General features: G+C 42.5%; 20 protein-coding genes. 12 read left to right on the top strand and 8 right to left on the bottom strand.

What is annotated here, in order from left to right; genetic code table 11:
* Positions 1-194: 194 nt before the first annotated feature.
* From FTU66_RS07615 to FTU66_RS07580, 8 genes are all read left to right on the top strand, one after another.
* Positions 195-2,399 (top strand): carboxy terminal-processing peptidase, encoded by a 2,205-nt coding sequence (locus tag FTU66_RS07615; RefSeq protein ID WP_096901393.1) that lies wholly within the window; start codon positions 195-197, stop codon positions 2,397-2,399.
* Between the two features lie 323 nt (positions 2,400-2,722).
* The gene (locus FTU66_RS07610) at positions 2,723-4,789 is read left to right on the top strand and encodes a bifunctional diguanylate cyclase/phosphodiesterase (protein WP_180112581.1); all 2,067 of its coding nucleotides are present in this window, start codon (positions 2,723-2,725) and stop codon (positions 4,787-4,789) included.
* Between the two features lie 208 nt (positions 4,790-4,997).
* Complete coding sequence (locus FTU66_RS07605; RefSeq protein ID WP_180112580.1) at positions 4,998-6,002, top strand: Fic family protein; 1,005 nt, start codon at positions 4,998-5,000, stop codon at positions 6,000-6,002.
* A 136-nt stretch (positions 6,003-6,138) separates the two neighbouring features.
* Entirely contained in the window at positions 6,139-7,731 is a 1,593-nt protein-coding gene (locus tag FTU66_RS07600) for a peptide chain release factor 3 (RefSeq protein WP_004974887.1), read from the top strand.
* A gap of 167 nt (positions 7,732-7,898) precedes the next feature.
* Positions 7,899-8,714 carry a hypothetical protein gene (locus FTU66_RS07595; protein ID WP_180112579.1) on the top strand — a complete coding sequence of 272 codons (816 nt, stop codon included), beginning with the start codon at positions 7,899-7,901 and terminating at the stop codon, positions 8,712-8,714.
* Positions 8,715-8,763: 49 nt separating this feature from the next.
* Entirely contained in the window at positions 8,764-9,780 is a 1,017-nt protein-coding gene (locus tag FTU66_RS07590; RefSeq protein ID WP_180112578.1) for an RsiV family protein, read from the top strand.
* 1 nt (position 9,781) lies between these two features.
* On the top strand, positions 9,782-10,606 hold the full coding sequence (locus FTU66_RS07585; RefSeq protein ID WP_180112577.1) for a TatD family hydrolase: 825 nt from the start codon (positions 9,782-9,784) through the stop codon (positions 10,604-10,606).
* 68 nt (positions 10,607-10,674) lie between these two features.
* Positions 10,675-11,448, top strand: a complete 774-nt coding sequence (locus tag FTU66_RS07580; RefSeq protein WP_180112576.1) for a ThiF family adenylyltransferase — start codon at positions 10,675-10,677, stop codon at positions 11,446-11,448.
* 63 nt (positions 11,449-11,511) lie between these two features.
* On the opposite strand, the gene dusA is transcribed toward FTU66_RS07580, so the two are convergent.
* Positions 11,512-12,534 carry a tRNA dihydrouridine(20/20a) synthase DusA gene (gene dusA, locus FTU66_RS07575; protein ID WP_180112575.1) on the bottom strand — a complete coding sequence of 341 codons (1,023 nt, stop codon included), beginning with the start codon at positions 12,532-12,534 and terminating at the stop codon, positions 11,512-11,514.
* A gap of 231 nt (positions 12,535-12,765) precedes the next feature.
* On the opposite strand from dusA, the gene FTU66_RS07570 reads away from it, so the two are divergent.
* Positions 12,766-13,410: a hypothetical protein gene (locus FTU66_RS07570; RefSeq protein WP_180112574.1), complete on the top strand. Its 645-nt coding sequence runs from the start codon at positions 12,766-12,768 to the stop codon at positions 13,408-13,410.
* Between the two features lie 28 nt (positions 13,411-13,438).
* On the opposite strand, the gene FTU66_RS07565 is transcribed toward FTU66_RS07570, so the two are convergent.
* Entirely contained in the window at positions 13,439-14,629 is a 1,191-nt protein-coding gene (locus FTU66_RS07565) for an MFS transporter (RefSeq protein ID WP_180112573.1), read from the bottom strand.
* A gap of 113 nt (positions 14,630-14,742) precedes the next feature.
* Complete coding sequence (locus tag FTU66_RS07560; protein ID WP_180112572.1) at positions 14,743-15,666, bottom strand: DMT family transporter; 924 nt, start codon at positions 15,664-15,666, stop codon at positions 14,743-14,745.
* Positions 15,667-16,548: 882 nt separating this feature from the next.
* On the opposite strand from FTU66_RS07560, the gene FTU66_RS07555 reads away from it, so the two are divergent.
* Genes FTU66_RS07555 through FTU66_RS07545 form a run of 3 tightly spaced genes read left to right on the top strand, consistent with a single transcriptional unit; the run spans position 16,549 to position 19,460 of the window.
* Positions 16,549-17,676 carry a Re/Si-specific NAD(P)(+) transhydrogenase subunit alpha gene (locus tag FTU66_RS07555; RefSeq protein ID WP_004974923.1) on the top strand — a complete coding sequence of 376 codons (1,128 nt, stop codon included), beginning with the start codon at positions 16,549-16,551 and terminating at the stop codon, positions 17,674-17,676.
* An 11-nt stretch (positions 17,677-17,687) separates the two neighbouring features.
* The gene (locus FTU66_RS07550; protein ID WP_004974924.1) at positions 17,688-18,011 is read left to right on the top strand and encodes a proton-translocating transhydrogenase family protein; all 324 of its coding nucleotides are present in this window, start codon (positions 17,688-17,690) and stop codon (positions 18,009-18,011) included.
* 3 nt (positions 18,012-18,014) lie between these two features.
* Positions 18,015-19,460, top strand: a complete 1,446-nt coding sequence (locus FTU66_RS07545; protein ID WP_104852534.1) for an NAD(P)(+) transhydrogenase (Re/Si-specific) subunit beta — start codon at positions 18,015-18,017, stop codon at positions 19,458-19,460.
* Positions 19,461-19,741: 281 nt separating this feature from the next.
* Here the strand turns inward: FTU66_RS07545 and rsfS are convergent, their stop codons facing one another.
* The 5 genes from rsfS to FTU66_RS07520 all read right to left on the bottom strand — a co-directional run bounded on the left by rsfS (position 19,742) and on the right by FTU66_RS07520 (position 25,814).
* The gene (gene rsfS, locus FTU66_RS07540) at positions 19,742-20,143 is read right to left on the bottom strand and encodes a ribosome silencing factor (RefSeq protein WP_004974926.1); all 402 of its coding nucleotides are present in this window, start codon (positions 20,141-20,143) and stop codon (positions 19,742-19,744) included.
* A 75-nt stretch (positions 20,144-20,218) separates the two neighbouring features.
* Positions 20,219-21,013 carry a hydroxypyruvate isomerase family protein gene (locus tag FTU66_RS07535; RefSeq protein ID WP_096901402.1) on the bottom strand — a complete coding sequence of 265 codons (795 nt, stop codon included), beginning with the start codon at positions 21,011-21,013 and terminating at the stop codon, positions 20,219-20,221.
* A 45-nt stretch (positions 21,014-21,058) separates the two neighbouring features.
* Positions 21,059-21,925: an NAD(P)-dependent oxidoreductase gene (locus FTU66_RS07530; RefSeq protein ID WP_180112571.1), complete on the bottom strand. Its 867-nt coding sequence runs from the start codon at positions 21,923-21,925 to the stop codon at positions 21,059-21,061.
* A 90-nt stretch (positions 21,926-22,015) separates the two neighbouring features.
* A complete protein-coding gene (locus FTU66_RS07525) occupies positions 22,016-22,801 on the bottom strand; it encodes a crotonase/enoyl-CoA hydratase family protein (RefSeq protein ID WP_180112570.1) in 786 nt (261 codons plus the stop codon).
* A gap of 196 nt (positions 22,802-22,997) precedes the next feature.
* A complete protein-coding gene (locus FTU66_RS07520; protein WP_131260559.1) occupies positions 22,998-25,814 on the bottom strand; it encodes an ATP-binding protein in 2,817 nt (938 codons plus the stop codon).
* Between the last annotated feature and the right edge of the window lie 169 nt (positions 25,815-25,983).

Below are 25,983 nucleotides of genomic sequence, written 5' to 3'. Positions count from 1 at the left end.
ATTGGGTGTCCGTATTCGATTTTTATCAATAAAAAAACAATACCTGAATTCTGCAATGATTTGCTACATTTTGACAGCACAGATTATGATAAAACTACACGACAGATCCAAATTAAGTTGTATAAGATTTTGAATCTGCTCAATTCATTGTGAAAAGCAGAGATTGGTCAAAAACCAAGGACGTAAATATTTTTATGAAACTTCAAACCATCGCTTGTGCGGTTGCAATAGCAACTGGCGGTTTTTTCTTTTCTCACGCCATTAACGAGGCAATTGCAGCCAATAATACCGCTGTCGTTGCTAACAGTATTGTGCCGACGCAGGAACAAGCTTTGGTTTCGCGTCAATTGGCGACCTTGGTCGATCGTCAGCATTATTTAAATCAGCGTTTAGATGCTGCGACGTCGCAGCGCATTTTTGATTTTTATATCGACAGTTTAGACCCAGACCATACTTTGTTTTTGGCTAAAGAAGTTGAGCAATACCGCAAACAATATGCAGCAACATTTGGCGCTTCATTAAAAGCAGGCAATTTGGCGGGGCCGTATCAAATTCATGCACAGTATCGTGAACGCTTAAAACAGTTTTATCATTTCATGTTGGCAGAGCTGAAAAAACCACAAAATTTAAAACAGCCAAATGTCACGATTGAAACAGATCGTGAAAAAGCACCGTTCTTTAATACTGAAGCAGAAATGCGTAAGCATTGGCAAAAAATGTTGGTGTCACAGCTCATTAACCTGACCATTAGCAAAGAAGAAGAATTGGCAAAACAAAAAGCCATTAAAGATAACCCTGAATTGACTAATGGGCAGGATTTGGCAAGTCCAGAAGATTTGACACCAGTTCAGACTTTAACCAAGCGTTATACCCGCCAGTTAGAGCGAATGGATCGTTTAAAGAGCGATGACGTGCTGGATAAAACTTTGAATGCGATGATGCTGACTTATGATCCGCACAGCAATTATTTCCCACCTGTCGATGCGATGGAGCTGAACCGTCAAACGACTTTGCAGCTTGAAGGAATTGGGGTGTCGATTCGTCCTGAACGGGGCAATGAAGACTACACTAAAATTGAAACCATTGTTGAAGGTGGCCCTGCCAGTAAAACAGGGCAGGTGAAATCGGGTGACCGCATTATTGGTGTGGCGCAAGATGGCGAAAAAATGGTGGATGTTGTGGGTTGGCCGAGTAATGAAATTGTTGGGCTGATTCGTGGTAAACGTGGCACCAAAGTCACTGTGCGTTTGTTGGGTGCGGGTGCGGCGATGAATCAGGCGCGTAATGTGACCATTGTGCGTGATGTGATTCAGGAAGAAGATGCGGGAGTTCGCTCACGAACGATTGACATCAAACGTGATGGTCAAACTTATACCTATGGTGTGATTGAAATTCCATCCTTTTATTTGAATTACCGTGCACGTCGTGCAGGCAATGAATATCGCTCGGTGTCGGAGGATACCAACAATGCCCTGAAAAGTTTGGCGGCCAAAAATGTCGCAGGGATTATTGTCGATTTACGTAACAACCCTGGCGGTTCACTAGAAGAAGTGGCACGTATGCTTGGGCAAGTAATCAAATCAGGCCCTGTAGTGCAAATTCGTGATGGCAATGGCAACGTGAGCGTATTTGAAGATGACGATGGCGGTGCACAGACTTATGCAGGCCCATTGGCAGTGATGATTAACCTTGCTTCTGCTTCGGCCAGTGAAATTTACTCTGCTGCAATTCAGGACTATCAGCGCGGGATTGTGATTGGTAGCACCACCACAGGTAAAGGTACAGCGCAGGTACAACTCGACACCTTAGCTTATGGGCAGGCGACCTTAACTCAACGTAAGTTCTACCGTATTACAGGTGGAAGTACCCAAAACAAAGGTGTGATTCCAGATATTAAACTGGTGGATATTTACAATGAGGAGTTTGGTGAGCGTAAAGCTAAAAATGCCTTGAAGTGGGATACCATTCCAACTGCGCCATTTAAGCGTGAAGGTTCAGTACAGCCGTACATCACCAAGTTGGGTCAATTGTCACAGCAACGTGTCACGCTTGATCCACAATTTCAATATTTGGAACAACGTAAGCAAATTGCCAAACAAACTGAAGATCGCAAAAGCATTGTGTTAGATATTGAACAACGCAGAGCAGAGTTGTTAGCTTTGGAGCAACAAACGCTGACTGCGGAAAACAAACGCCGTCAGGAAACAGGTTTGAAACCATTTGCTAATTGGGAAAGCTATCAGGCATCTATTGATGCTTTGGCAGAAGCGCGTGCCAAAATGAAAGCGGCACAACGCCCTGCTTTACCTGAGGAAGAAGCTTTTGTGATTGAAGCAGCGCAGGTGTTGCAAGACTATGCCATGTTACAAAAAGGTGTTTCTGAGCCGAATCAACCTTAAAACAATGTTAGAATCTTAATCAAATAGAACCAGCAGCGAAAAGTTGCTGGTTTTTTTCATCCTAAAGCGAAAAGTAAAGTGACAAGATGCATATAGCTTTGAGTCAGACAGCTATTTTTAGCAGTTTTGAATTGCCATTATTTCATGATGACATATTATATATTTGACTATTGACCAAAGCGGAATAGTATTAGACTCTTAAGTCAATGCAGTCTTTGCTAGATCAATCCGTCGTTCAGGTTGCTTTTTAGTTATTATTTATAAGAGAGTGTGAGATTGAGTAGCCGAAAAACAATAAAATATGACAGAGATGGATACATCTAATGATGCATGTACATTATGATCTGAGCTTGGTAATTGGCTCGGTAGCAATCTCAGTATTGGCCTGCTATTTTGCAGTGTCTGTTGGGCAAATGCTTTTTCAAAATGTACAACAACAACTAAAAAAAATTGCATTAATCATGAGTGGTTTGCTGCTGGGTGCGGCAGTGTGGAGTATGCATTTTGTGGGCATGTTGGCCTGCCAGTTACCTGCACCGTATCAATTTGATCTTAGCTTTACGACCCTATCTTTTGTTATTGCATTTATCGCTTCTACGTTTGCGGTTTGGCTGACCACGCAATCGACCCTGCCTGTGGCGCGTTTGATCCTGAGCGGCATTTTAATGGGGTTGGGTATTTCAGGCATGCACTATACGGGCATGATGGGAATTCAGGTAGAAGGCTACCGTAGTTATTATGATCCTACCATTGTTTTGCTGTCTGTATTAGTGGCCATTGGCGGTGCAATACTTACCTTTTGGTTTATGTTTCATTCCAAGTGCAGAATGGGGCGTCAGGCACAATATAAAATTTTCATTGCGGTGCTCATGAGTCTGAGCATTGTTGCCATGCACTATATAGGCATGGAAGCACTGCATCTTTACTCTACAGCAGATTTGCCTCAATCAGGGCACTTCCAGATCGGGCAAGGGCCAGCTCTGTTGGTGGTTATTTTAGTGACCAGTCTGATTTTTGCTGCTGCGGTGGGCGTATCTCTGCTGGAGCTGCGCTTAGAAGAAAAAAGCAGACAATTGTCTTTAGCCAACCGTGAATTGGCCAATCAGGCAGTCAAAGATAACCTGACCAAATTGCCCAACCGTTTATATTTAGCTGAATATGCACAATTGCTTTTTTCTGAGCATCGGCAAAAAAACACTAAAATTGCATTTTTGTATATCGACTTAGACCGCTTTAAAGCGGTGAATGACGTATTTGGGCATCATGTTGGCGATCAATTGCTGATTCAGTTGTCTAAACGTGTGCAATCCCACTTGGGCGAAAATACCCAGTTATTAAGAATTGGTGGCGATGAATTTCTTTTGGTGATTGAACATACCGATATCGCAGAAGCCACGCTCATTTCTGAAAAAATATTAGAACTGATTCAGCAAAGTTTCTTAATTGCAGGCAAGGTCATTAATATTTCAGGCAGTATTGGCATTGCGATGTATCCAGAGCATGGCACCAATTTGCAAGATATTTTAATGAATGCTGATGCGGCGATGCTGACCTCTAAATATCAGGGGCGTAACACCAGTTCAATATTTAATTATGATCTGGAGTTACTTGAGGCTAAAAGCCAAAGTAAGTTGATTAATGATTTATATAAAGCAGTTGAACAACAACAATTTGCGTTGTTCTATCAGCCAAAGTTTAAAGCCGCTGACCATAAAATTTGTGGCGTAGAAGCTTTAATTCGTTGGTATCACCCCGTACATGGTTTACTTACCCCAAATATGTTTATTAAAGGAGCTGAAAAGACGGGGTTGATTATTCAAATTGGCTATTGGACGCTAGAAGAAGCCTTTAAACAAATTCAAATTTGGGAAAGATCGGGTGCACCGTTATTTCCTGTGGCTGTGAATTTATCGGCAGTGCAGTTTGAACATAAACACTTATTTTCGACTTTAGAAAACTTGTTTAAACGCTATGAGATTCAACCCCAACACTTGATGATTGAAGTGACTGAAAGTACAGCAATGCATCATATTGAATCGAGTATTCGTAGTTTTGAGCGTTTGCGTCAAATGGGGATTCAATTGGCGATTGATGATTTTGGCACAGGACATTCGAGCTTCTTATATTTGAAAAAATTGCCAGTCGATGAGTTGAAAATTGATCGTGCTTTTATTTTAGATTTGTGTTTGGACAGCAAAGAAGAATTAATTTTAGAAAGTATTATTCAGTTGGCGATTAAACTGGGTTTAACTGTGACCGCTGAAGGGGTGGAAACGCCGTTACAAGCAGAAATTTTAACCCGTTTAGGCTGTCAGCAGTTGCAAGGTTATTTATTAGGCTTACCTATGGATGTTGAGCGTTTAGAAGAGTTGTTTAAACATTCGGCTTAAGTTAGTGGCATATAAAAATGATCACTGGCATGAACATGAAATCAGCTATTATCAAAAACAGATGATTGAAGATTTTTATGAATATATGCAGTTGATAGGTGGTAAGGTTGTTTTGAAAAATGAGTTTATACGGTAATTTCTTTTATTTTTTAATAAGTTTATAAATATTAGTGTTTTGATGAATAATTCTGGTGCGCACTGAGGGAATATGAAATACCAACCGCCTTATACTATCACCTCAAAAATCATTCATTTGATTGCTCAGATCAGTGAGAATATAGGGCGTTTGACTGTTTTAGAAGAAATCCAAGAAAATTTAAAACTTAGAAAAGCTAATCGTATTCGTACCATTCAAGGTTCACTTGCGATTGAAGGTAACACGCTTAGCACTGAGCAAATCACGGCAATCCTTAATGGTAAAACAGTAATTGCACCTCCAAAAGAAGTACAGGAAGTGCGTAACGCTATCAAAGCCTATGAAGCATTTCAGCAGTGGCAACCGAGCCAAGAAGCAGACCTATTACAAGCACATCAAGTTTTGATGACAGGCTTGATTGATGAAGTCGGTCAATATCGTCATGGTGGTGTCGGTGTAATGTCAGGTGATCGTGTGGTGCATATGGCGCCACCTGCGAATCAGATCAATCGTCTTATGGCTGATCTACTTGGTTGGTTGAATGATAGTGATGTGCATCCACTCATTCAAAGTTCAGTATTCCATTATGAGTTTGAGTTTATTCATCCATTCGCAGATGGTAATGGGCGGATGGGAAGGCTGTGGCAGACATTGATTTTGAGCAAGTGGAATCCAATCTTTGCCAATATTCCTGTGGAAAGTCTGATCTACCAAAATCAAAAAGCTTATTACGAAGCTTTACAAGCAAGCACTGATCGGACTGATTCAGCAGTATTTATAGAATTTATTTTGCAAATGATTTTGGATGCAATGTTGAGTTCAAATGAAACCGCTCAAAATGGTGATCATGCTGCCGCTCAAGCTAGCGTACAAGTGAACGACCAAGTCCAACGTTTAATTTCAGTGATGGAACAAGGTGAATATAGCTTGGCTGAGTTAATGCAGTTGTTAGGTTTAACTCATAGAGCAACATTCCAAAAGAATTATCTGAATACTGCCATAGAATTAGGTTTGATTGAGCGTACGATTCCAGAAAAACCGAAAAGCCCAAAGCAAAAGTATAGATTGAAAAAATAACTATATTCTCAGTTATGGATAAATTAGAACATATCAACAATCAATAAAATTTGATTCAAATCTGCTACAATTACGCCAATTTTTCATATTGATCATTTTGATCTTATACACTGCAGTTCTGCAGTAGGTGTCTTGCATGAGTTTTAAAGATGAGTTAGCGGCGCAGGTCGCACAGCGACGTACTTTCGCGATTATTTCCCACCCCGATGCTGGTAAAACCACCATGACAGAAAAACTGCTGTTATGGGGACAAGCCATTCAAGTTGCAGGGATGGTAAAAAGCCGTAAGTCAGATCGTGGCGCAACATCTGACTGGATGGAAATGGAAAAAGAACGTGGTATTTCCATTACAACTTCGGTGATGCAATTCCCGTATAAAGACAAAATGATTAACCTGCTCGATACCCCAGGGCACGAAGATTTCTCTGAAGATACTTACCGCACTCTAACTGCGGTGGACTCTGCACTGATGGTGATTGATGGTGCGAAAGGTGTCGAAGACCGTACCATTAAATTAATGGATGTGTGTCGTATGCGTGACACACCCATCATTTCATTCGTCAACAAAATGGACCGCGAAATTCGTGAACCATTAGAGTTGTTGGATGAAATTGAAAATGTCCTCAAAATTAAGTGTGTGCCAATCACTTGGCCAATGGGTACAGGGCGTGATTTCGCAGGGGTGTTTAACCTCATCGAAGAAAAGTTTTATGTGTACAAATCAGGTTTTGGTTCAACCATTCCTGAAATTGAAGTACGTGATGGCTATAACCATGCAGACCTACGTGAAAAAGTAGGTGAATTGGCATGGGCGGCATTTGAAGAATCACTTGAATTGGTACAAATGGCGAATGAGCCTTTAGACCGTGAAGAGTTTTTAGCGGGTCGTCAAACACCAGTGCTATTTGGTACTGCTTTGGGTAACTTCGGTGTAGATCATGTATTGAATGCATTCAGTGAATATGCGCCGCCGCCAAAAGCACATCCAACGCAAGACCGTATTGTAGAAGCCAATGAAGAAGGCTTTAGTGGTTTTGTTTTTAAAATTCAGGCCAATATGGATCCGAAGCACCGTGACCGTATTGCTTTCATGCGAATCTGTTCAGGCAAGTATGAAAAAGGCTTAAAAATGAAGCATGTGCGTATTGATAAAGATGTACGTATCAGCGATGCCTTGACCTTCTTGGCAGGTGACCGTCAGCACCTCGAAGAAGCTTGGCCGGGCGACATTATTGGTCTACATAACCACGGGACGATTCAAATTGGCGATACCTTCACTTCGGGTGAAAAGTTGCAATTTACAGGGATTCCGCACTTCGCACCTGAAATGTTCCGTCGTGTACGCTTGAAAGACCCATTAAAGTCCAAACAGCTGCAAAAAGGCCTTAAAGAGCTTTCAGAAGAAGGTGCAACGCAAGTCTTTATGCCACAAAACAGCAATGATTTAATCGTAGGTGCTGTTGGTGTGCTACAGTTTGAAGTCGTCGCCTATCGCCTGAAAGAAGAATACAAAGTCGATTGTATTTACGAGCCTGTCAGCATCAACACGGTACGCTGGGTGTCTTGTGCCGATGAGAAAAAGTTTAACGAATTTAAGAAAAAAGCCCACGATCAGTTGTCTGTCGATGGTGGTGGTCACTTAACTTATCTCGCGCCAAGCCGTGTGAATTTACAGTTAATGCAAGAGCGTTACCCTGACATTGAGTTTAGAAATACACGCGAGCACTAAGCCTCAGGTTGATGATGCTTAATCTGGCAGATGCAATCAGCGTAGCGCAGATGAATGTTCGGCATGCCTAAAAGTTTCAAAATTAAAACAGCTTCTTTAGGAAGCTGTTTTATTATGGGGGCGGTAAAAGATTAAAGATTATTTTTGATAAATGAATTGGGGAAATCATGCAGCAAAAATCGGTTTATCTGGGTGCAATTTTGAGCGGGATGGTTTTGCTTAGCGCCTGTGACTCATCTAAACAAGATCAAAACTCAGATGAGCAAACGTCTATTTTTCAGAAAGATCAAGCAGATGTTTTGCCGTATTTGAATATCAAACAACAGGCGGCAGAAATTGCCTTACCTTTTTGTGAAAATAAAAACTGCATTGAATTAGAAGTACAAACTTTAAATACCCAAGATACATGGCTCAACAGTTGGATTGCAAAAAATCAGGCCATGGTGATTCAAGACCAAATTGGCTTAAAACAAAACATGAATTTGCAGCAAGCAGTAGATGCCTATGTGAAAAAATCCGATGCTTGGCAGGCACAATTAGATCAAAATAAAGCTTATGAATTGGCGATGTACACCCGTATGGCATATCAACGCAATCAATATGTTTTGTTGCAAGTCGGGGTAGATAGCAAACAGGAAGGCACGCAAGTCAAGGAACGCTATTATTTCTTTGTGGCAGATCGGAAGCAGCAAAAAGCCTTGTCTGTTTTAGATGTGATTGATGCCAAACAACAAACCCGTATGAATACTTTTGTACAGCAGGCCTATCAGGATTGGCTCAAAATACAAAGCAGTGACGTGCAAAAAGCAGCACCTGCCAAATTATACTGGGGGCAGGCAGATTGGTTTTTTGATGATCAGGGCTTAGGATTGCATTATCGCACCCATGAAATTGTCAAAGATGGCACGCAGTTAGATATTTACCTAAGCAAAGCACAAACACAACAAGTTTTAAAAGCAGACATCTATCCATCTATGTTTTAGTAGGTGAGTACGGTGACAAGCAAAAATAGATGAAATCAAGGTTGGATCCATGTTGAAAAATAAAAGTATTTTGGCGATCAGTATTTTAATTACAACGCTAGGGATTACTGCATGTCAGCCAAAGAAAACCGAACCAGAAACAGTCGAGCCAGAGCAGACGCAGGCGGAACAACAAAGCTTAAAACTGGTCGGGGATACTGAAAAACTGAATTTGTCGTTGCCTAAATGTGAAAGGAATAACTGCCCTGAAATTTCAATTGAGCGTTTGAATAGTAATCAGGCCTTTATCGACCATTTTATTGATCAGAAAATTATTCAAGAATTGGCACAAATTTTAGAAATTGCACCACAGCAGGCGGCTTCTGAGGCTATAGCAGTTGAGAATGCAGCCAGTGAAAATACAGCAGCCAGTGCTGCAGATGCACCTGCCAGCAACCCCACTGCAGCAGCCATTGCACAAGTGGAAACTTTGGCGCAAAAATTAGAAAAACAAACTGTGCCTTATGTGCAAAGCTTTTTGGTACTTGATCAGGAACTGAAAGCTTTAAGCTCAAATCATAAAATCAGTTTGATGATTAAGCCTAAAATTTTGAATGCAGATCAGCCTTTGGCAACCGTGGTACTGAATAGCAGTAGTTATTTGGGCGGAGCGCATGGTGCATCGGCACAGCAATACTATAATTTTGATTTAGAACAGAAAAAATTAGTATTGTTAAATGACATTCTGTTAGAGAAGCAGCGTCCACAATTGGAGCGCAAAGCCTACGAAGCGTTTAAACAATGGGTCATCGCATCTGAACTTTCCACCAATGTGCAAGAATATGAACAAGCGTGGAAATTTAAGCTGTCGGAAAATTACTATTTAGGTCAACAGGGTTTAATTCTGCAATACGCAGAATATGAAATAGGCCCTTATGTCGTTGGTTTACCGCGTTTAACCATTCCGTATGCAGAACTGCAGGGGATTTTAAAAGCTGCGTATTTGCCTGTAACAGAAGCAGCCTCTGAAGCAACCGCAAAATCTGCCGAAGCCAGTGCAGTAAACACAACCAAAGCGAAATCTTAATATGAGCATTGCGCTGTTTGATACGCATACCCATTTTGATGTACCTGATTTTGACTCAGATCGGGAGCAATTGGCGTATGCGGCCAAGGCAGCAGGCGTAGAACATTTGGTACTGATTGGCTTTGTACAATCACGTTTTCAAGATTTAATCTCTACACAACAGTTTTTAAACCAACTTGAGCATGTGCCACAAAGTCATCTTGCACCAGGCTTGCATCCTTTTTATATCGAACAGCATCAAGACCAACATCTACAAGATTTAGAACAGTTTTTGCAACAACAGCATTGTGTCGCGGTGGGTGAAATTGGCTTAGATACTTTTTTGGCTGAACATAAACAGCCTGAAGCGTTTCAAAAGCAGCAAGATTTTTTTGCTGCACAATTGGAAATCGCACGCCATCGACATAAACCTGTACTGCTACATATTCGTAAGGCCCATGCCGAAACCTTAAAAACACTCAAACAGCAACAATTTCAGTTTGGTGGCATCGCACATGCTTTTAGCGGTGGGGTGGAAGAAGCTAAAGCACTGATCAAATTGGGTTTTAAAATTGGTGTGACAGGGCAGATTACCAATCCCAATGCAAAAAAACTGCGCCGTGTTGTGCAGGAAATTGGTGCTGAACATTTGGTTTTGGAAACCGACTGCCCCGATATGACGCCTTTATGTTGTCAGACAGATACTCAATCACGAACCCGAAATACCCCTGCGAACCTGATTTATGTGCTTGAAGGTTTAGCGGATTGTTTAGATATTGCACCGCAAACTTTAGCCGCACAGATTTGGCAGAATAGCATTCAAATATTAGACTTGCCTAAACTTTAGATGAAACAACACGAAGTCTGCGAAACGCAGTAAAATGCCCACACTTTGAAATTAGATTTGATTGCAGCATGACAGACCTTCTTCAAGATGATGAATATGAACGCCGTTTTGCGGGTGTGGCCAAGATTTATGGCGACAGTGCTTTTCAGCATTATGCCCAAAGTCATGTCATGGTGATTGGAATTGGCGGTGTCGGCTCTTGGGCAGTTGAGGCGTTGGCACGTACAGGTATCGGCGAGCTGACATTGGTGGATATGGATGTGGTCGCAGCATCTAACATTAACCGTCAATTGCCTGCCATGAGCTCAACCTTGGGGCATGAAAAAATTAATGTCATGGCAGAGCGTTGTCGCGCCATTAATCCACGTATCAAAATTAATTTGGTCGATGATTACCTCAGTCCAGATAACGTCAAAGCGTTATTGGCGACTGCACCTGATTTGATTTTAGATTGCATTGATGACGTAAAAGCTAAACTAGCGTTGATGCTGCATTGTCGTTTTAACAAGATTCCACTGATTGTTTCGGGTGGTGCAGGTGGCAAACTTGATCCGTTGAAAATTCGAGTGGCAGATTTATCTAAAACCGAACAAGACCCAATGTTGGCCAAATTGCGCGCCCAATTACGCAGCAAAGGTATTTGTAAAAAGCCAAAAGAAAAGTTTGGGATTACCTGTGTGTATTCCATCGACAATCCATTTTCTAGTGCAAATGTTTGCCCTAGTGCAGGCTTGCGCTGTGGCGGTTATGGTTCGTCAGTCGTGGTTACCTCCAGTTTTGCGATGGTGGCGGTGGCAGAAGTGCTAAAAAAGTTAGATGCTTTACAAGCTAAAAATTCATAAATCAAAGCCATGCAAGGCATGGCTTATAAAAAATTCTCTTTGATTTTCTTATCGCCAATGACTTTATTCAGTAGGTCGTTGTAGCTGCTGCTCTTTTAAATAGTCTTCCGTACGCTGCATTGCTGCTTGAATATTGACCAATGCTTGCTCTACATCTGCAAATGTTTTGGCATTGCCGCCACTTAGTGCCTGACGCCATTTACGTGCACCTGGCAGGTTTTGGAATAAACCTAAAATATGGCGGGTAATGACAGAAAGTGGTGCACCTTGTAGTAGACGTTGTTCAATATACGGCAACATGCGCTGCATAATTTCAAAACGGTCAGGTAATTCTAGCCCCCATAATTGCCCAAGCTCTGCCAGTAAATAAGGGTTGTGATAGGCTTCACGACCAATCATCACCCCATCGACATGCTTGAGGTGTTGTTGGGTTTCGGCAAACGTTTTAATTCCACCATTAATTTCAATTAACAATTCGGGGCGGTCTTGTTTTAGGCGATACACATCCTCATAACGCAGAGGCGGAACTTCGCGGTTTTCTTTAGGCGATAAACCTTGTAATAAGGCAATTCGGGCATGCACGATAAAGTTATTGCAACCTGTTTGAGCCACAGTATCCACAAAATGCAGCATCTCTGCATAAGAGTGCATGTCATCAATCCCGATCCGATGTTTTACGGTCACAGGAATATCAACCGATTGACGCATGGCGGCAATACACTCTGCAACCAAGTCTGGTTCTGCCATTAAACACGCACCAATTTTATTGTTTTGTACTCGATCACTTGGGCAGCCAACATTCAGGTTGATTTCATCATAACCCCAGTCTTGTGCCATTTTACTGCAGGTCGCAAGGTCTTTCGGATTTGAACCGCCCAACTGCAAGACAATAGGATGTTCTTCTTTGCTGTAATCTAAATGGCGCTTGGCATCACCAAATAAAATTGCGCCTGTGGTCACCATTTCAGTATACAGAATGATATTGGGGTTAAATAAACGTGCAAAAAAACGGTAATCTCGGGTAGTCCAATCCATCATCGGGGCAACCGAAATGCGAGGTTGTAAAGTTTGGATGGCACGTGTCATAACCCACCTGAATTGAAAAACAAAAGCACAAGACCGCGCATTATACGGGGTTTAAATGAAAATCGACAGTGTCCCCACCCCACATCCATTGGCATCAACTTTGCTTTGTTCGCTATGAACACAGCAGCGCAACCGTAGGTGCTAAAGCGGAACTGCTCAGTATTTGTATGCGTAGCCGTTTTTTAGTATGTTGAAAAGATAACGATAACGCAGCATAAGAGTGAGAATAAAATGTTGGTATTAGAAGAAATTTATCGAACTAAGAAAAATGAATTTTCAAAGGCATTTAATTTACGCATGCAGCGCAGTTTAAGTTGGTGGAAAAAAGCCATTGAGTTTCATGATGATGTCGATATGCAATTTATGACAGCATGGGTGGCGTTGAGTGCCTTGTATGCGCAAGGTCAGACGGCAGAGCATACACAACAGACTTTGCAGCAATTTGTGCAGCGCATGTATCAAAAAGATGTCGATCAGCGCATGGCGAGAATCATTTGGGAAAAATATCCACAAAGTTTAGAGGTATTGCTGACCAATCCTTATTTGTATCAAAGTTTTTGGGATTGGCGTAATCAAAAAATGACTGAAGCTGAATGGCGTGCAGATTATGAAGCAGAGAAACAGCAGATTATGCAGGCATTGCACATCCATGATTCAGCTACAATTTTGGCATGTTTGTTTAAGCGCTTATTGACGTTACAGCAGCAACTTTTACAAGGTGGTGCAACTTATAACAGTGCAATCAACCGCAAACAACTCAGCCATGCCAATACTTTACTGTGTGCGTTGATGCCGTGTTTTATCCAAATCTTATTGGAAAATTTAGAAAATGTGGAGTTGAGTCAGCCATTTTACCCTGTGATGCAAATGTCTTAAGCGACTTGCTTGATTGTAATAGCAGCGTTTAAGGCATGGCGGTGTGTTGACGTTGATGCTGCCAGTCGAGCAGGGCAAAGCTCATTGCGGCGGCAACAAAACACAAACCAACTAGGCAACTCCACAACCATCCACCGTGTTGCCAAGCATAGATCCCCAAAGCAGAACCACAAGCACCGCCAGTAAAATAACTGGTCATATAAATTGAGTTAATCCGCGATTTGGCATCGGGGCGTAAGCGAAAAATCACGTTTTGGTTGCTGCTGTGTACGGTAGCAAGCCCAAGGTTAATTAAGCCAAAACCAAGAATATAACTCCATAAGCTAAATTGTCCGTTGTATAGAAAGCCCCAGCTAATTGCCAATAACGCCAACCCCCCCCACGTCAGCGCTGTAACATAGCCACGATCTGCAATTTTCCCCACGTGTTTGGTTGAAAGAGCACCGAATACACCCACCATTGCCACAATGCCCACCATAAAGTCAGCTAAGCCAAAACTAGATTTAAGTAATACTGCAATGGTGGAAAACAATACGCTCATCGCTGCAAAAGCAAACGCACCGAGTAAGGCACGATAGACCAAACGACGTTCTTCTAAAATGAGTTTGCCCATAGACTGAAATACGGCCAAATAGCTGAGTTTGCTGGTTGAGATAAAGGGTAAGCGTGCTTTGAGTACCGCGGCAATGCAAAGCATCAGCACACCGCTAATCAGGTAAATCACTTTCCAATGGAATAAGTTGGACAGCAAACCTGCCAAACTGGTCGAAAGTAAAATACCGACCAATAAACCACTCATCAATAAACCGACCACTTCACCCATTTTTTCAGGTTTTACGGTCATGGTGGCAAAGGGAATTAAGACTTGTGCTGCAACTGAAAACAGCCCTGTGATAATCGTGCCAATCCATAGCATGCTTAAATTGCTGGAAAAGGCACATAAAAATAAGCCAATCGAGGCCAAAAACATCAATAAGGGAATGAATTTGGTTTTATTGATAATATCGCCCATGGGCACAATGAACAATAAACCCAGTGCATAAGACACTTGTGCAAAAGTCACAGTCAGTGCAACTTGTGACTGTGGAATTTGAAAAGATTGATGAATGGAGTAAATCAGAGGTTGGCAATAATAATTTGCACCTGCACATAAACCGCAGGCAATCGCCATTAACCATAAAAGGGTTTTGTCTTGGCTAATGTCAGGTGCAGTATTCATAGTCTTCCTAGCTTATAAGGCAGTGTGATGCTGTGAGTAAATAGGATGCTGTTTGAGTTTGAGCAATAAAAAATCGGTGAGTATCCTAAATTTTATGCTGATGTTTTCAGTCTTCAATGTGAAAACTTGTTTTTGGATAATGTAATCATCATCACCCCTACAATATTCAGCAGACAGCCCAACCATTGTATGCCATTCAGGTGCTCACCTAAAAATGCTGTAGCTAATAAAATCGTTAAAATGGGGCCAATTGAGGCAATCATAGCTGATTGTGCTGCACCTAAACGGGCGATGCTGTGCGCCATTAACAAGGTAGGCAATACTGTCACAAAAATGCCCAACGCAACGCCGTAGCCCAGCACTTGTAATGGCAGTTGCTGAATCAAAGCTAGAGGATGCGGTGTGGCCAAGCAGTAATGAACCAAGGTACCTAAACAGGCAATGCTTAAAGCCAAGCCTGTAAAATTCCATGAGCCAAAATGTTGAATCAAGCGTCGAGTCAGCAACAAATAGCCCGCAAAACATACCGCACTGGCAAAGACTAAACTGCTGCCTAGCCAAAAGTACGAGTCGTGTGGTGTGTTACTTTGTTCTTGTAGCATCACAATGACTGTGCCGCCATAACTCAGAGCAATGGCAAGTAAACTCAACCAGCTGAGTTTTTGTTTATAGATCAGGCTAGACGCCAATACAGTCAGAGTTGGATATAAAAAAAGAATAATCCGTTCTAATGAGGCACTAATGAACATCAGCCCTAAAAAATCCAACCAACTGGAAAAATAATAGCCCATCAAACCTGCAAAGATCAGCAGCAGCCAATTGCGTGTAGAGATGTTGCGGCTGTGGTAGCGATTGAGCCAACAAATCAGTAGGAAGAAAGGCAGGGCACTTGCCATGCGCAAAGCCATGAGTACGGTTGCATCGACCAACGGTGAAAGTGCATAAGCTTGTTTAATAAAAATGGCTTTGGTACTAAACAAAAAGGCTGCAAATAAGGCAAAGATGGAGCCCCATTGTGTGGCGTTAAGTCTGATCATGAAAAATGCTGTCGAGCAAGGTGGATGCAAGAGAAGTGACACATGCCGCGCACACAAATGCAAGTTGCATGATAGATAAAGGCAGATGCGACTGCATGGATCAAGCTGTGTGTGCTGTATTTGAGCAAGCATAGCCGATTTTATGCAGATGGTCTGCTTGAGATGGCATAAATTTTGTGAAAAGTAGAGTAAATGGGATTTGCACGATAATGGTGCAAATTAGTTGAAAATATTGCAAAACAGAGAAAATCCATCATCAGACAAAATGACGCACAAAAAAAATGAAAAAAATAGCAGCACTTAACTTAGACCTGAGTTGAATAAATTCAAGCTTCTTTTAAAAGTTTTACTGTTTCAAATATTCGATTTTACTCATAAGGCAAAGGTAGGTTTTTCTAAGGTTTTCAGATGCGCAAAACACTTCTAAATTGAACTGTGTTGTGCGGTGTAAAAATTGTCAAAAAAGTCAATTTGGTGTTTAAGTTTTTGCTTTTAGCGCTTAAATGTATAGATATGCAATCTTTTGGCGCTAAGTCGGATTTTCCCAATTAAGTGAAATGGATGTCAGAATGATCAATGCTTAATTCATTTAAATGTGGTCAACTGCAAGCTCAAAGCATCGCTTTTTTTCTTTTAGACACGTCAAATCGAAGTTTTGCTGAATAATTAGACTTATATTCAAGAAGCAAAACTTATCAATTATATCTCGCAACAATATTTTTATGAATCATCAGTTCAAAATATGGGTATTTATTAAATAAATATTGGGTGGTAATTTAAAAATGTTGCATTAGAATCCAAAAATTCAACAAAACTTATCCTGAGGGGAAAGCATCGTTATCCACGATGTTGACTTAAGAAAAACTAGCTTGAGGAACGCTCATGCAGATCGGAATTCCAACCGAAACTGTTGTCGGTGAAAATCGTGTCGCTGCGACGCCAGAAACAGTAAAGAAGTTGATTAGCGCGGGTCATAGCGTAGTCATTGAACGTGGTGCAGGCGTAAAAGCCGCTTATATCGACAGCGCTTACGAACAAGTAGGCGCGACCATGACAGATGATGCTTATCGCGGTAGCCAAATGATTTTGAAAGTTCGTGCCCCAAAGGGTGAAGAAATTCAAAAACTTGCACCGAACAGCACTGTGGTGGCGATGTTTGATCCTTACCGCAATACTGAATTAGATCAATTTGCTGCGGCTCAAGTGTCTGCATTTGCTTTAGAGCTTTTGCCACGTACCTTGTCGCGTGCGCAAAATATGGACGTGTTGTCATCACAAGCCAACTTGGCAGGTTATAAATCTGTGTTGTTGGCTGCAGCAGAATATCAACGCATGTTCCCAATGTTAATGACAGCAGCGGGTACTGTAAAACCTGCGCGTGTTGTAATCATGGGTGTGGGTGTTGCTGGTTTGCAAGCGATTGCAACAGCGAAGCGTTTAGGTGCTGTAGTCGAAGCAACTGACTTGCGTCCAACGGCAAAAGATCAGGTGGAATCTTTAGGTGGTAAGTGGTTAGACGTACCAATGTCTGAAGAAGAACAACAAAAAGCTGCCGATGCTGCCAAAAATGGTTATGGCTGGATGCCTGGTGAACAATACATTAAAGACCAAGCTGTGATTGTAGATAAAGCCGTTTCTAATGCGGATATCGTGATCACCACTGCGTTATTGCCGGGTCGTGATGCACCGCGCTTAATCAAAGCGGAAACTGTGGCAAAAATGAAGCCGGGTTCTGTGATTTTAGATATGGCAGTCGAAACGGGCGGTAACGTCGAAGGTTCACAATGCGGTGAAACTGTAGTGACTGCCAATGGTGTGAAAATTTTGGGTATTCCAAACATTCCATCGACTGTATCGACAGAAGCATCTGCACTATATGCGCGTAATGTGTTGAATTTTGTTGAAACATTATTTGATAACGACAAGAACTTCGCATTGAATCCTGAAGAAGAAATTCAGAAAGCGTTGCTGGTCACTCATAACGGTCAAGTGCTGTTAAAGCGTGGTTAAGGAGAATTCTCATGGTTGAAACAATTACGATTTTTGTCCTTGCCATCTTCGTAGGTTACTACGTGGTGTGGGGGGTAACACCTGCGTTACATACGCCATTAATGGCAGTAACCAATGCACTTTCTTCAATCATTATTGTCGGTGCGATGATTCAAACTGTTGGTCTACCAATCATGGGTGTAGAAGGCAGTGTCGATTTCCAAACAATTAATGTGGTGAGTGTACTGGGTGCGATTGCTGTGTTCTTGGCAAGCATCAATATTTTCGGTGGTTTTGCAGTGACTGCACGTATGCTGGAAATGTTCAAACCAAAAGCAAAGAAAAAAGAGGGCTAATGCATGGAATTTATTCGTGAATATGCAGACTGGTTCTATTTAATCGGGGCTGTGCTCTTTATCTTAACTTTACGTGGTTTGTCTGGGCCTAAAACTGCGATTGCGGGCAACCGTTACGGCATGATCGCAATGGCGATTGCAGTCTTGACTACATTCTTTGTGGCAGACAATCCAGTTGTGTGGATGATTCTGGCAGCTATGGCAGCAGGTGCGGTGGTGGGTATTGCCCGCGCACGTACGGTGCCAATGACTCAAATGCCTGAAACTGTAGCGTTAATGCACTCTTTAGTCGGTTTGGCTGCAGTTTTAATTGCGATAGCTGCGATTATTCATAACAACAAGTTGATTGAACTTGGTCCAGACTTGTTGGCTACAAATGGCATTACTTTCCATGAAATGAGCAAAGTTCATTTATTTGAATTGTTTGTGGGCTGTTTCGTGGGGGCGATTACCTTTACTGCATCTGTTTTTGCATACGGTAAATTGGCGGCGAAGAAATGGGCAAAAACTATTTCGGGTGCATGGGTAAAACCTGTTCAGGCGTTAATTTTCCTTGCCATGCTCGGTTTTGGGATTCACTTCTTCCTGAGCGGCAACATGACTTCATTCTGGGCAATGACAGGTTTAGCATTGGCATTCGGTTGGGTATGGATTGCACCAGTGGGTGGTGGTGACATGCCAGTTGTGGTGTCATTGTTGAACTCGTTCTCAGGTTGGGCGGCAGCAGGTATTGGTTTCACACTTGAAAACAACATGCTGATTGTTGCAGGCTCATTGGTCGGTTCTTCAGGTGCGATTCTGTCTTACATCATGTGTAAAGCCATGAACCGTTCAATCATCAACGTATTGTTTGGTGGTGCGATGGGCGGTGCAGCAGCACCAACGGCAGCAGCGGGTGCGCAAGTACAACGTAACTACCGTTCAGGTTCTGCTGATGATGCTGGCTTCTTGATGTCAAATGCAGACAGCGTAGTAATTGTACCGGGCTATGGTATGGCGCAAGGTCGTGCACAGAATGCGGTCAAAGAATTGGCCAACTTGTTAAAAGAGCAAGGTGTAACTGTTCGTTTTGCGATTCACCCAGTGGCAGGTCGTATGCCGGGTCACATGAACGTATTACTTGCAGAAGCAGACGTACCGTATGAAGACATCTTAGAAATGGACGAAATCAACTCAGATTTCCCTGCAACAGATGTGGTGTTGGTGATTGGTGCAAATGACGTAGTTAACCCTGCGGCAAAAGACGATCCAAACTCGCCAATTTACGGCATGCCAATTCTTGAAGCGCATAAAGCACGTACCATTATGGTCATCAAGCGCTCAATGGCAACAGGTTATGCGGGTCTAGACAACGACTTGTTCTATAACGACAAGACCATGATGATCTTTGGTGATGCCAAGAAAGTTGTGGAAGATATGACTAAATCAATCAACGGTACAGGTCACTAAGACACTGTTTCCAGATATGAAACCGCCTTCGGGCGGTTTTTTTTATGGCTGATGTAAAGTGGTTAATTGAGATCAGGCAGATTGAGTTCGGGCGAGTTTTATAGGATTGGTTTGAAGCAATGTATTGGGTAGGGGATGATATAAACCAATATTTGGTGGGTAAATTAATGCGATATAAAAATGATTAGGGATATGAGCTTCAAAAGATCTGCATTAAAAAAGCGACTTATTTGAAAGTCGCTTATTGTGTATCTTTAAGGCTGCTCAAGTGAGCTGTTGTATTAAGCAACAGACTCAGGCGTAGTGCGCCATAAGCTTTCTAGGTCGTAGAATTTACGTGCTGTTGGTAGCATTATGTGAACCACTACCATACCAAGATCGACCAAGATCCATTCTGCATCACGTTCACCTTCAATACCAATTGGGCGGAAGCCTGCTTTGCGCGCTTCTTCGGCAACATTGTCGGCAAGAGATTTTACGTGGCGAGTTGATGTACCGCTAGCAATCACAATGGCATCTGAAACATTGCTGATGCTGCTGACATCAAGTTCAACAATTTCTTTGGCTTTTACATCAAGGAGAGCTTCATGTACAACTTTAAGACAAGTTTGTACGTCATGCTTTTGGGTATTCATTGCAAGATCGTGAGAATTAGAAGCGCCGGGCGATGGTTCTAAATTCATGGGGTGTATAATTTCCTAAAATTATTCATCGTCTAATATAGCTGTTTTAGCCTGAAATTTCAAATCGGTTTAATTTTAACCACTTTGATTTGAGGGAAAGTATTTGTCTTTCCATGCAAATGATTGATTTGACGCCAGACTTGGGCGGTATTCTGCAGCGATATAGCCTGAATAAGCACTGTGCTGTAACCATTTGAAAATAGTAGTATAGTCTAGCTCGCCTGAATCGGGTTCATGGCGTCCTGGATTGTCGGCAAACTGGATATGACCAATATCCTGAATGTTTTCTTGCAATGCGCTCAGCACATCTTCACCCATCATCGCCATGTGATAACAGTCGTATTGCATTTTAAGAGCAGGATGTTTGACTGCTTCTAGCATCTCTTGAGCTTGCGCAATATTTTGTACTAAAAAGCGTGGCATGTCGGTGCCATTAATCATTTCAAAGACAGGCTGAATATGATGTTGAGTGAGCATCGAGCAGGCCAGTTTTAGGTTTTCTGCCAGTGTGTTTAAGCAAGGCAGTAAATCGGCATCGACAGGTTGTTTGCCTGCCAAAATATTGACGCTAGGGACATTTAATGCCGTGGCATAGCGGATGGCTAACTCTAAGGCATGATGAAATTCAATCTCTTTTCCGGGTACGCCCGCCAAACCATTGCCGCCTTGCATGAGGTCACCCGCAGGGACATTGATTAAACACAGGCTGAGTTGGTGGAGTGTGAGTTGGGTTTGAATCTGCTCAATACTCAGCTCATAGGGAAATTGAATTTCAACATGCTGAAAACCATGTTCGCGTGCAAGGGCAAAGCGTTCAATTAAAGGCACTTCGGTAAAAATCATCGACAGATTAACCGCCAGTTTAGACATGCAGGTGCTCCTTGCAGGCAAAGGTTGGATCAGGAATCAAGCCGATTAAGCTTCGACCTGATGAATAAAGGTGGCTAAATCTGCTTCTGCAAAACCCTTGGCTTGATGGGCTTGCAGTTGTGAAAGGGCTTTTTCTGCCACAGGAATCTGTAACTGAAATTGCGCTGCCAGTTGTAAGGCATTGTTTAAATCTTTAGACAGGGTTTGGACTTTCCATTGCACAGGCTCAAAACTGTGAGTTGCCATACGTGGAGTTAAAATCTGAAACGGTTTCGAGTCGGCAAAACCACCCGCCAAAGCAGGTGCAAGTAAACGGGTGTCTACACCTGCCTGTCCAGCTAGGGCAACGGCTTCGGCAATCAGGGTGCTATTGGCAGCAACAATCAGTTGGTTGCAGATTTTAGTGGCTTGTCCTGTGCCTGTTTCACCCATACGGGTTACACGTTGTGACAGCACATCATAAATCGGGCTTAATTTTTCGATGGTGTTTGCATCACCCCCTGCAAAAATCACTAAACTACCTTGTTCGGCTCCCGCAGTGCCTCCCGATACAGGTGAGTCAATCCATGTGACCTGTTTGAGGCTGGCTTGCTGCGCTAGCTTTTGGGTTTGATCTACAGACAAACTGGAAAAATCGACAATGACTTGTTGAGCAGTCAAAAAAGGCTCAATTTGATCTAATACAGCTTGGACGGCATTATCATCGGCAAGGCAACTCAAGATCACTGGATATTGTCCGATCTCGCTCAATTGCAGCGACTTTGCCCCCAGACTGAGCACAGATTCGCAAGCCGCAGGGCTACGATTCCACACCGCGACCTCAAAACCTGCCTGAACTAAGCGGGTTGCCATGCGCGTACCCATGAGTCCCATACCTAAAAAAGCGATTTTTGTGTCACGATCAAAATGCATAGCGCTGATTCTCCGTTTTTGCCTACAGTACAAGTCTGGCTTGAAATGTCAATTTAGCCTTTGGTCAAAGTCTGTTGTGTTTGAACTGAATCAAAACTGACGCGGTGCAAAGGTCACTTCAGGGTTCTTGTCCTTTTTACGTGCCAGTTGGCTATTTTTACCCAGCAATAATTTTAATTGCCAAATTTTTTCTAAACGTAAAGATTTGTTTGGCGCATGTTCCATAGCATCCAGCACTTGTTTGGCTGCAGCCAATGCATCTGGGGAGCGTTGTGCAATTTCTTCAGCAAGGGCTTGTGCTTTTTGTAAAGGTGTTGCATCTAAATGCGTGACCAAGCCAATTTCTTTGGCATAGTTGGCATCAAAAATACGTGCAGTTAAGGTCAGTTCTTTGGCAAGGTCTAAACCAATTAAACCTTTTAATGAACGGCTTAGCCCCATATCAGGCACTAAGCCCCAACGGCTTTCCATAATCGACATTTGCGTGTCAGGATGCGAGATACGAATATCTGCAGCCAAAGCCAATTGCATCCCTGCACCAAAACAATAGCCTTCAATTGCAGCAATTACAGGTACAGGCAATTGTTGCCAAACGAGAAATGCTTTTTGAAACAGGCTTTGCCCCGGCTTAATTAACTCCCAAGCCGCAAATGCACGGTTTTGTGGATTGTTGAGGTCGGCCAAGTCAATGCCTGCACTAAATACCTTTGCTTCGCCTGTTAAAATTACACAACGTAAGCTGCGGTCTTTTTTAAGTTTTTCGGCAGTCCGCACCAATTCTTTAAGTAGGGCAAAACTCATGGCATTGCGTTTGTCTGGGCGGTTCAGGGAAACTGTGGCGATGCCGTTATTTTTTTCGATACGAAGTAAGGTCATGATGTGAGCTCTTGTTTTTACTGGGCAAAGCATAACATGGGCAGCAGTGCGATAAATGACAGCAGAGTCACGGCAAAGCCTTGCGACCTTGCCTTTGATTAAGTGACTTTTTTTTGTGAATAGTGCTGGGTGAGTCGTGCTTACAAACTGTATCTTCTCGTTGAGGCGTTCGCGGTGAATGTCACTTTGATGTTGGCTAACTCACCGCATTGTGTTTGGTAAAAATGTGTTCTGCTGCATGTTCAACTTGCTGTATACAGGTTTGTAATTCCTGATAACGGTTTAAGACCTCTTGCACAAACAGATCATCGGCTTTACGACGTTCTTTACGTAAGGTCGAAACAAACTGTTCAAATGAGCCTGTTACTTCTTGCAGGTTCGGTGTGCCAACATAGCGGGTCGCACCATACAGACGATGCAACACATGCTCGAGTTGTGGGAAATCTTCCAGTTCAATCAGCTGTTCAATTTCATGTAATTCTGTGGCAAAGCTATCCACTAGCATTTTCAGTAAATCCACTGCAAGGTCTTCTTTGTTGGCTGCCAGCATTAGGCTTTGTTGCCAATCCAACACCTGTGGATCTAGCGCTTCAATCACAATGGCTTTATCGACTGCAGGTGGCTTATTAAAACTTTGCGTGGTCCAATGGGTTAAAATTTGGATGATTTGTTCAATCTGAATCGGTTTGGTGACATAGTCATCCATACCGACTTTGAGTAATTTTTGCTTTTCATCGGCAAGAGCATGCGCGGTGAGGGCAATAATAGGTAAGCGTTTGTGATTTTCCAAAGTCGATTCTAAAGAACGAATCGCACGGGTGGTATCTACCCCCGACATCACAGGCATTTGAATATCCATAAAGATCAGGTCAAATGGTTGCTGTCCCTGCTCAATGCGTTGCTGCAAAATCCCCAAAGCTTCCTGACCACTTTGCGCTTTGGTGGTGGTCACATTCAGTTCGCCCAACAAGGCTTCGAGTACAATCAGGTTTGGTAGATGGTCATCCACCGCTAAAACGTGCAGGCCTTTACCATCAAATGATGCAGACTCCTGTTCATCAAAACTGTTTTCATTGTTGAGTAAGTCAATTAAGGCTGAACGACTGAGCGGTTGATACAAAGCGCGCGCACGATATTCATTTAACAGACTTGGGTCTAGCGCCATTTGATAGCCATACACTGCCAAGTTACCTTGATAACGGGTACGAATTTCTTTTAATAAAGCTTCGGTGTCGCCACTATGATCAACAATCAACCAAGTATTGTCTTGCAGGTCGGATACATCTTTTAAGCGGCTAAATAAATCTAAAATTGAAGCGGCTTCAATATGTCGCACCGCATAATTTTCAAGATAATGACGCAAGACATTCGCTGTGGCAGGGTGCGCCAAATACGACACCACCTGAATCTCTTTAAAGTTTGGATGCTGCTGTGCATGCGCTTCATCTACCGCAAACATGGCAGTAAACCAGAAGGTCGAGCCTTTTTCGGTTGGGGCGCGTTCCTGATTGTCTTCAAAGCCAATTTGACCTTGCATCAAATGCACCAACTGTTTGGAAATGGCCAAACCTAAACCTGTACCACCAAATTGACGCGTGACCGAAGTATCACCTTGAGAGAAAGACTCAAACAATTTTTTACGGTCTGTACCGCTTAAGCCAATGCCACTGTCTTGGACGCTAAAGTGAATTAAGCATTGTCCAATATCGTCATGTTCTACCCGCGCCCGTACAATAATTTCACCATCGGGGGTGAATTTAATCGCATTGGAAATTAAATTGGTTAAAATTTGCTTGAAACGTAAAGCATCGCCCAGCACATATTGCGGCACGTTATCGGCAAAATAAAAGGCCATGTTGATGTGTTTTTGCGCAGCCAAAGGCGAGAGCATATCCATCACATCAAAAATGGCTTCTTCTAAATCAAAGGGTGCGGTATCCAGTTCCAGTTTGCCTGCATCAATTTTAGAAAAATCCAATACGTCATTAATGAGTGCTAAAAGATGCGCCGATGATTTACGAATGGTCTGTAAATATAAATTCTGTTCATTGCTAAGATTTTCCTGACGCAATAACAGGTGAATAAAGCCATCAATACTGTTCAATGGTGTTCTGAGTTCGTGACTGATGTTGGCTAAAAATACCGATTTAGACTGGTTGGCAGAAATCGCTTGGTCACGTGCCTGACGATAAGTGATGTTTTGCACTTCCAAAGTATCGAGGGTGCGGCGCAAGTCATCTTCGGTTTGTTCGGTATGTTCTTTGAGTTCTAAAAAGCTGAAATGCAGGCGTTTTACCACATTGGCAATATCCCGCTGCAGTAAGCGTAATTCGCCAGTACTGTTAATGACCATGTGTTGATCGAGCGTATCGGCATTCAGGCGTTGTAGCTGCATGCGAATTTCATACATGGGTGCAATCCAGCGTCGTGAATAGAAATTCAGACACAGCAATAACAACAACAGGGTCAGCAAGCCTGTGGCAATTAATACAATCATGACCCGATAACGGGCAATTTGTAATGGCTGATTGTCCAGTTCAATCAGCAACCATGCAGGACGGTTGATGTCTTGCTGAATTTGCATGCCATACACATGATTATTTTTATACAGAATTGGGCCAAAAAAATCGGCATTTTTAGGGAATTTGGGCCATTCGGCTTGGTCTTGAAAGCCCATGCTTAAACGGCGTGTACCAGAAGCATCAATCAGTGCAGTACGAATCAAGTGCTTTTCGTTCATCATGTTTTGCATAAAAGTACGTGCTTCTTCGTACTTCCACGGAAAGCTAGCCAGTTGATGCAAAGCTGCTTCAGATGGCAACTCAAAACGGGTCAAAATCGCAATTGCCATTTGTCGCTGCTGTGCTTTTGCGGCATTCGAGGTTTCAGATAAAACTAGCATCGTGCCGACGCATGCCAAAACCATAATTGGCACAAAAATAAGTGCAATCAGCTGTCCATAAGCATGATTTAAATGTAAGCGCTTAAATAACTTTTTATTGATATTTGACATGGTTAACGCAGTTTAATCCCTATGTTTGGCAGTTTAGCATGCTTTATCAAATGGAGCGTAAAACTCAGTCCTTCAGGTCAGAGATATAAGCGACACGACATGAAGTGTCGTTTGATTTAACTAAGGACTATTTTCCTTGAGTTTTGATTGTTAATATAAGTACATGAAA

The sequence above is a fragment of the Acinetobacter sp. YH12131 genome (assembly GCF_013418635.1).
Lineage (GTDB): Bacteria > Pseudomonadota > Gammaproteobacteria > Pseudomonadales > Moraxellaceae > Acinetobacter > Acinetobacter towneri.
Note: the sequence above shows the minus strand (reverse complement) of the source record. Positions and strands in the feature narration are given on the sequence as shown.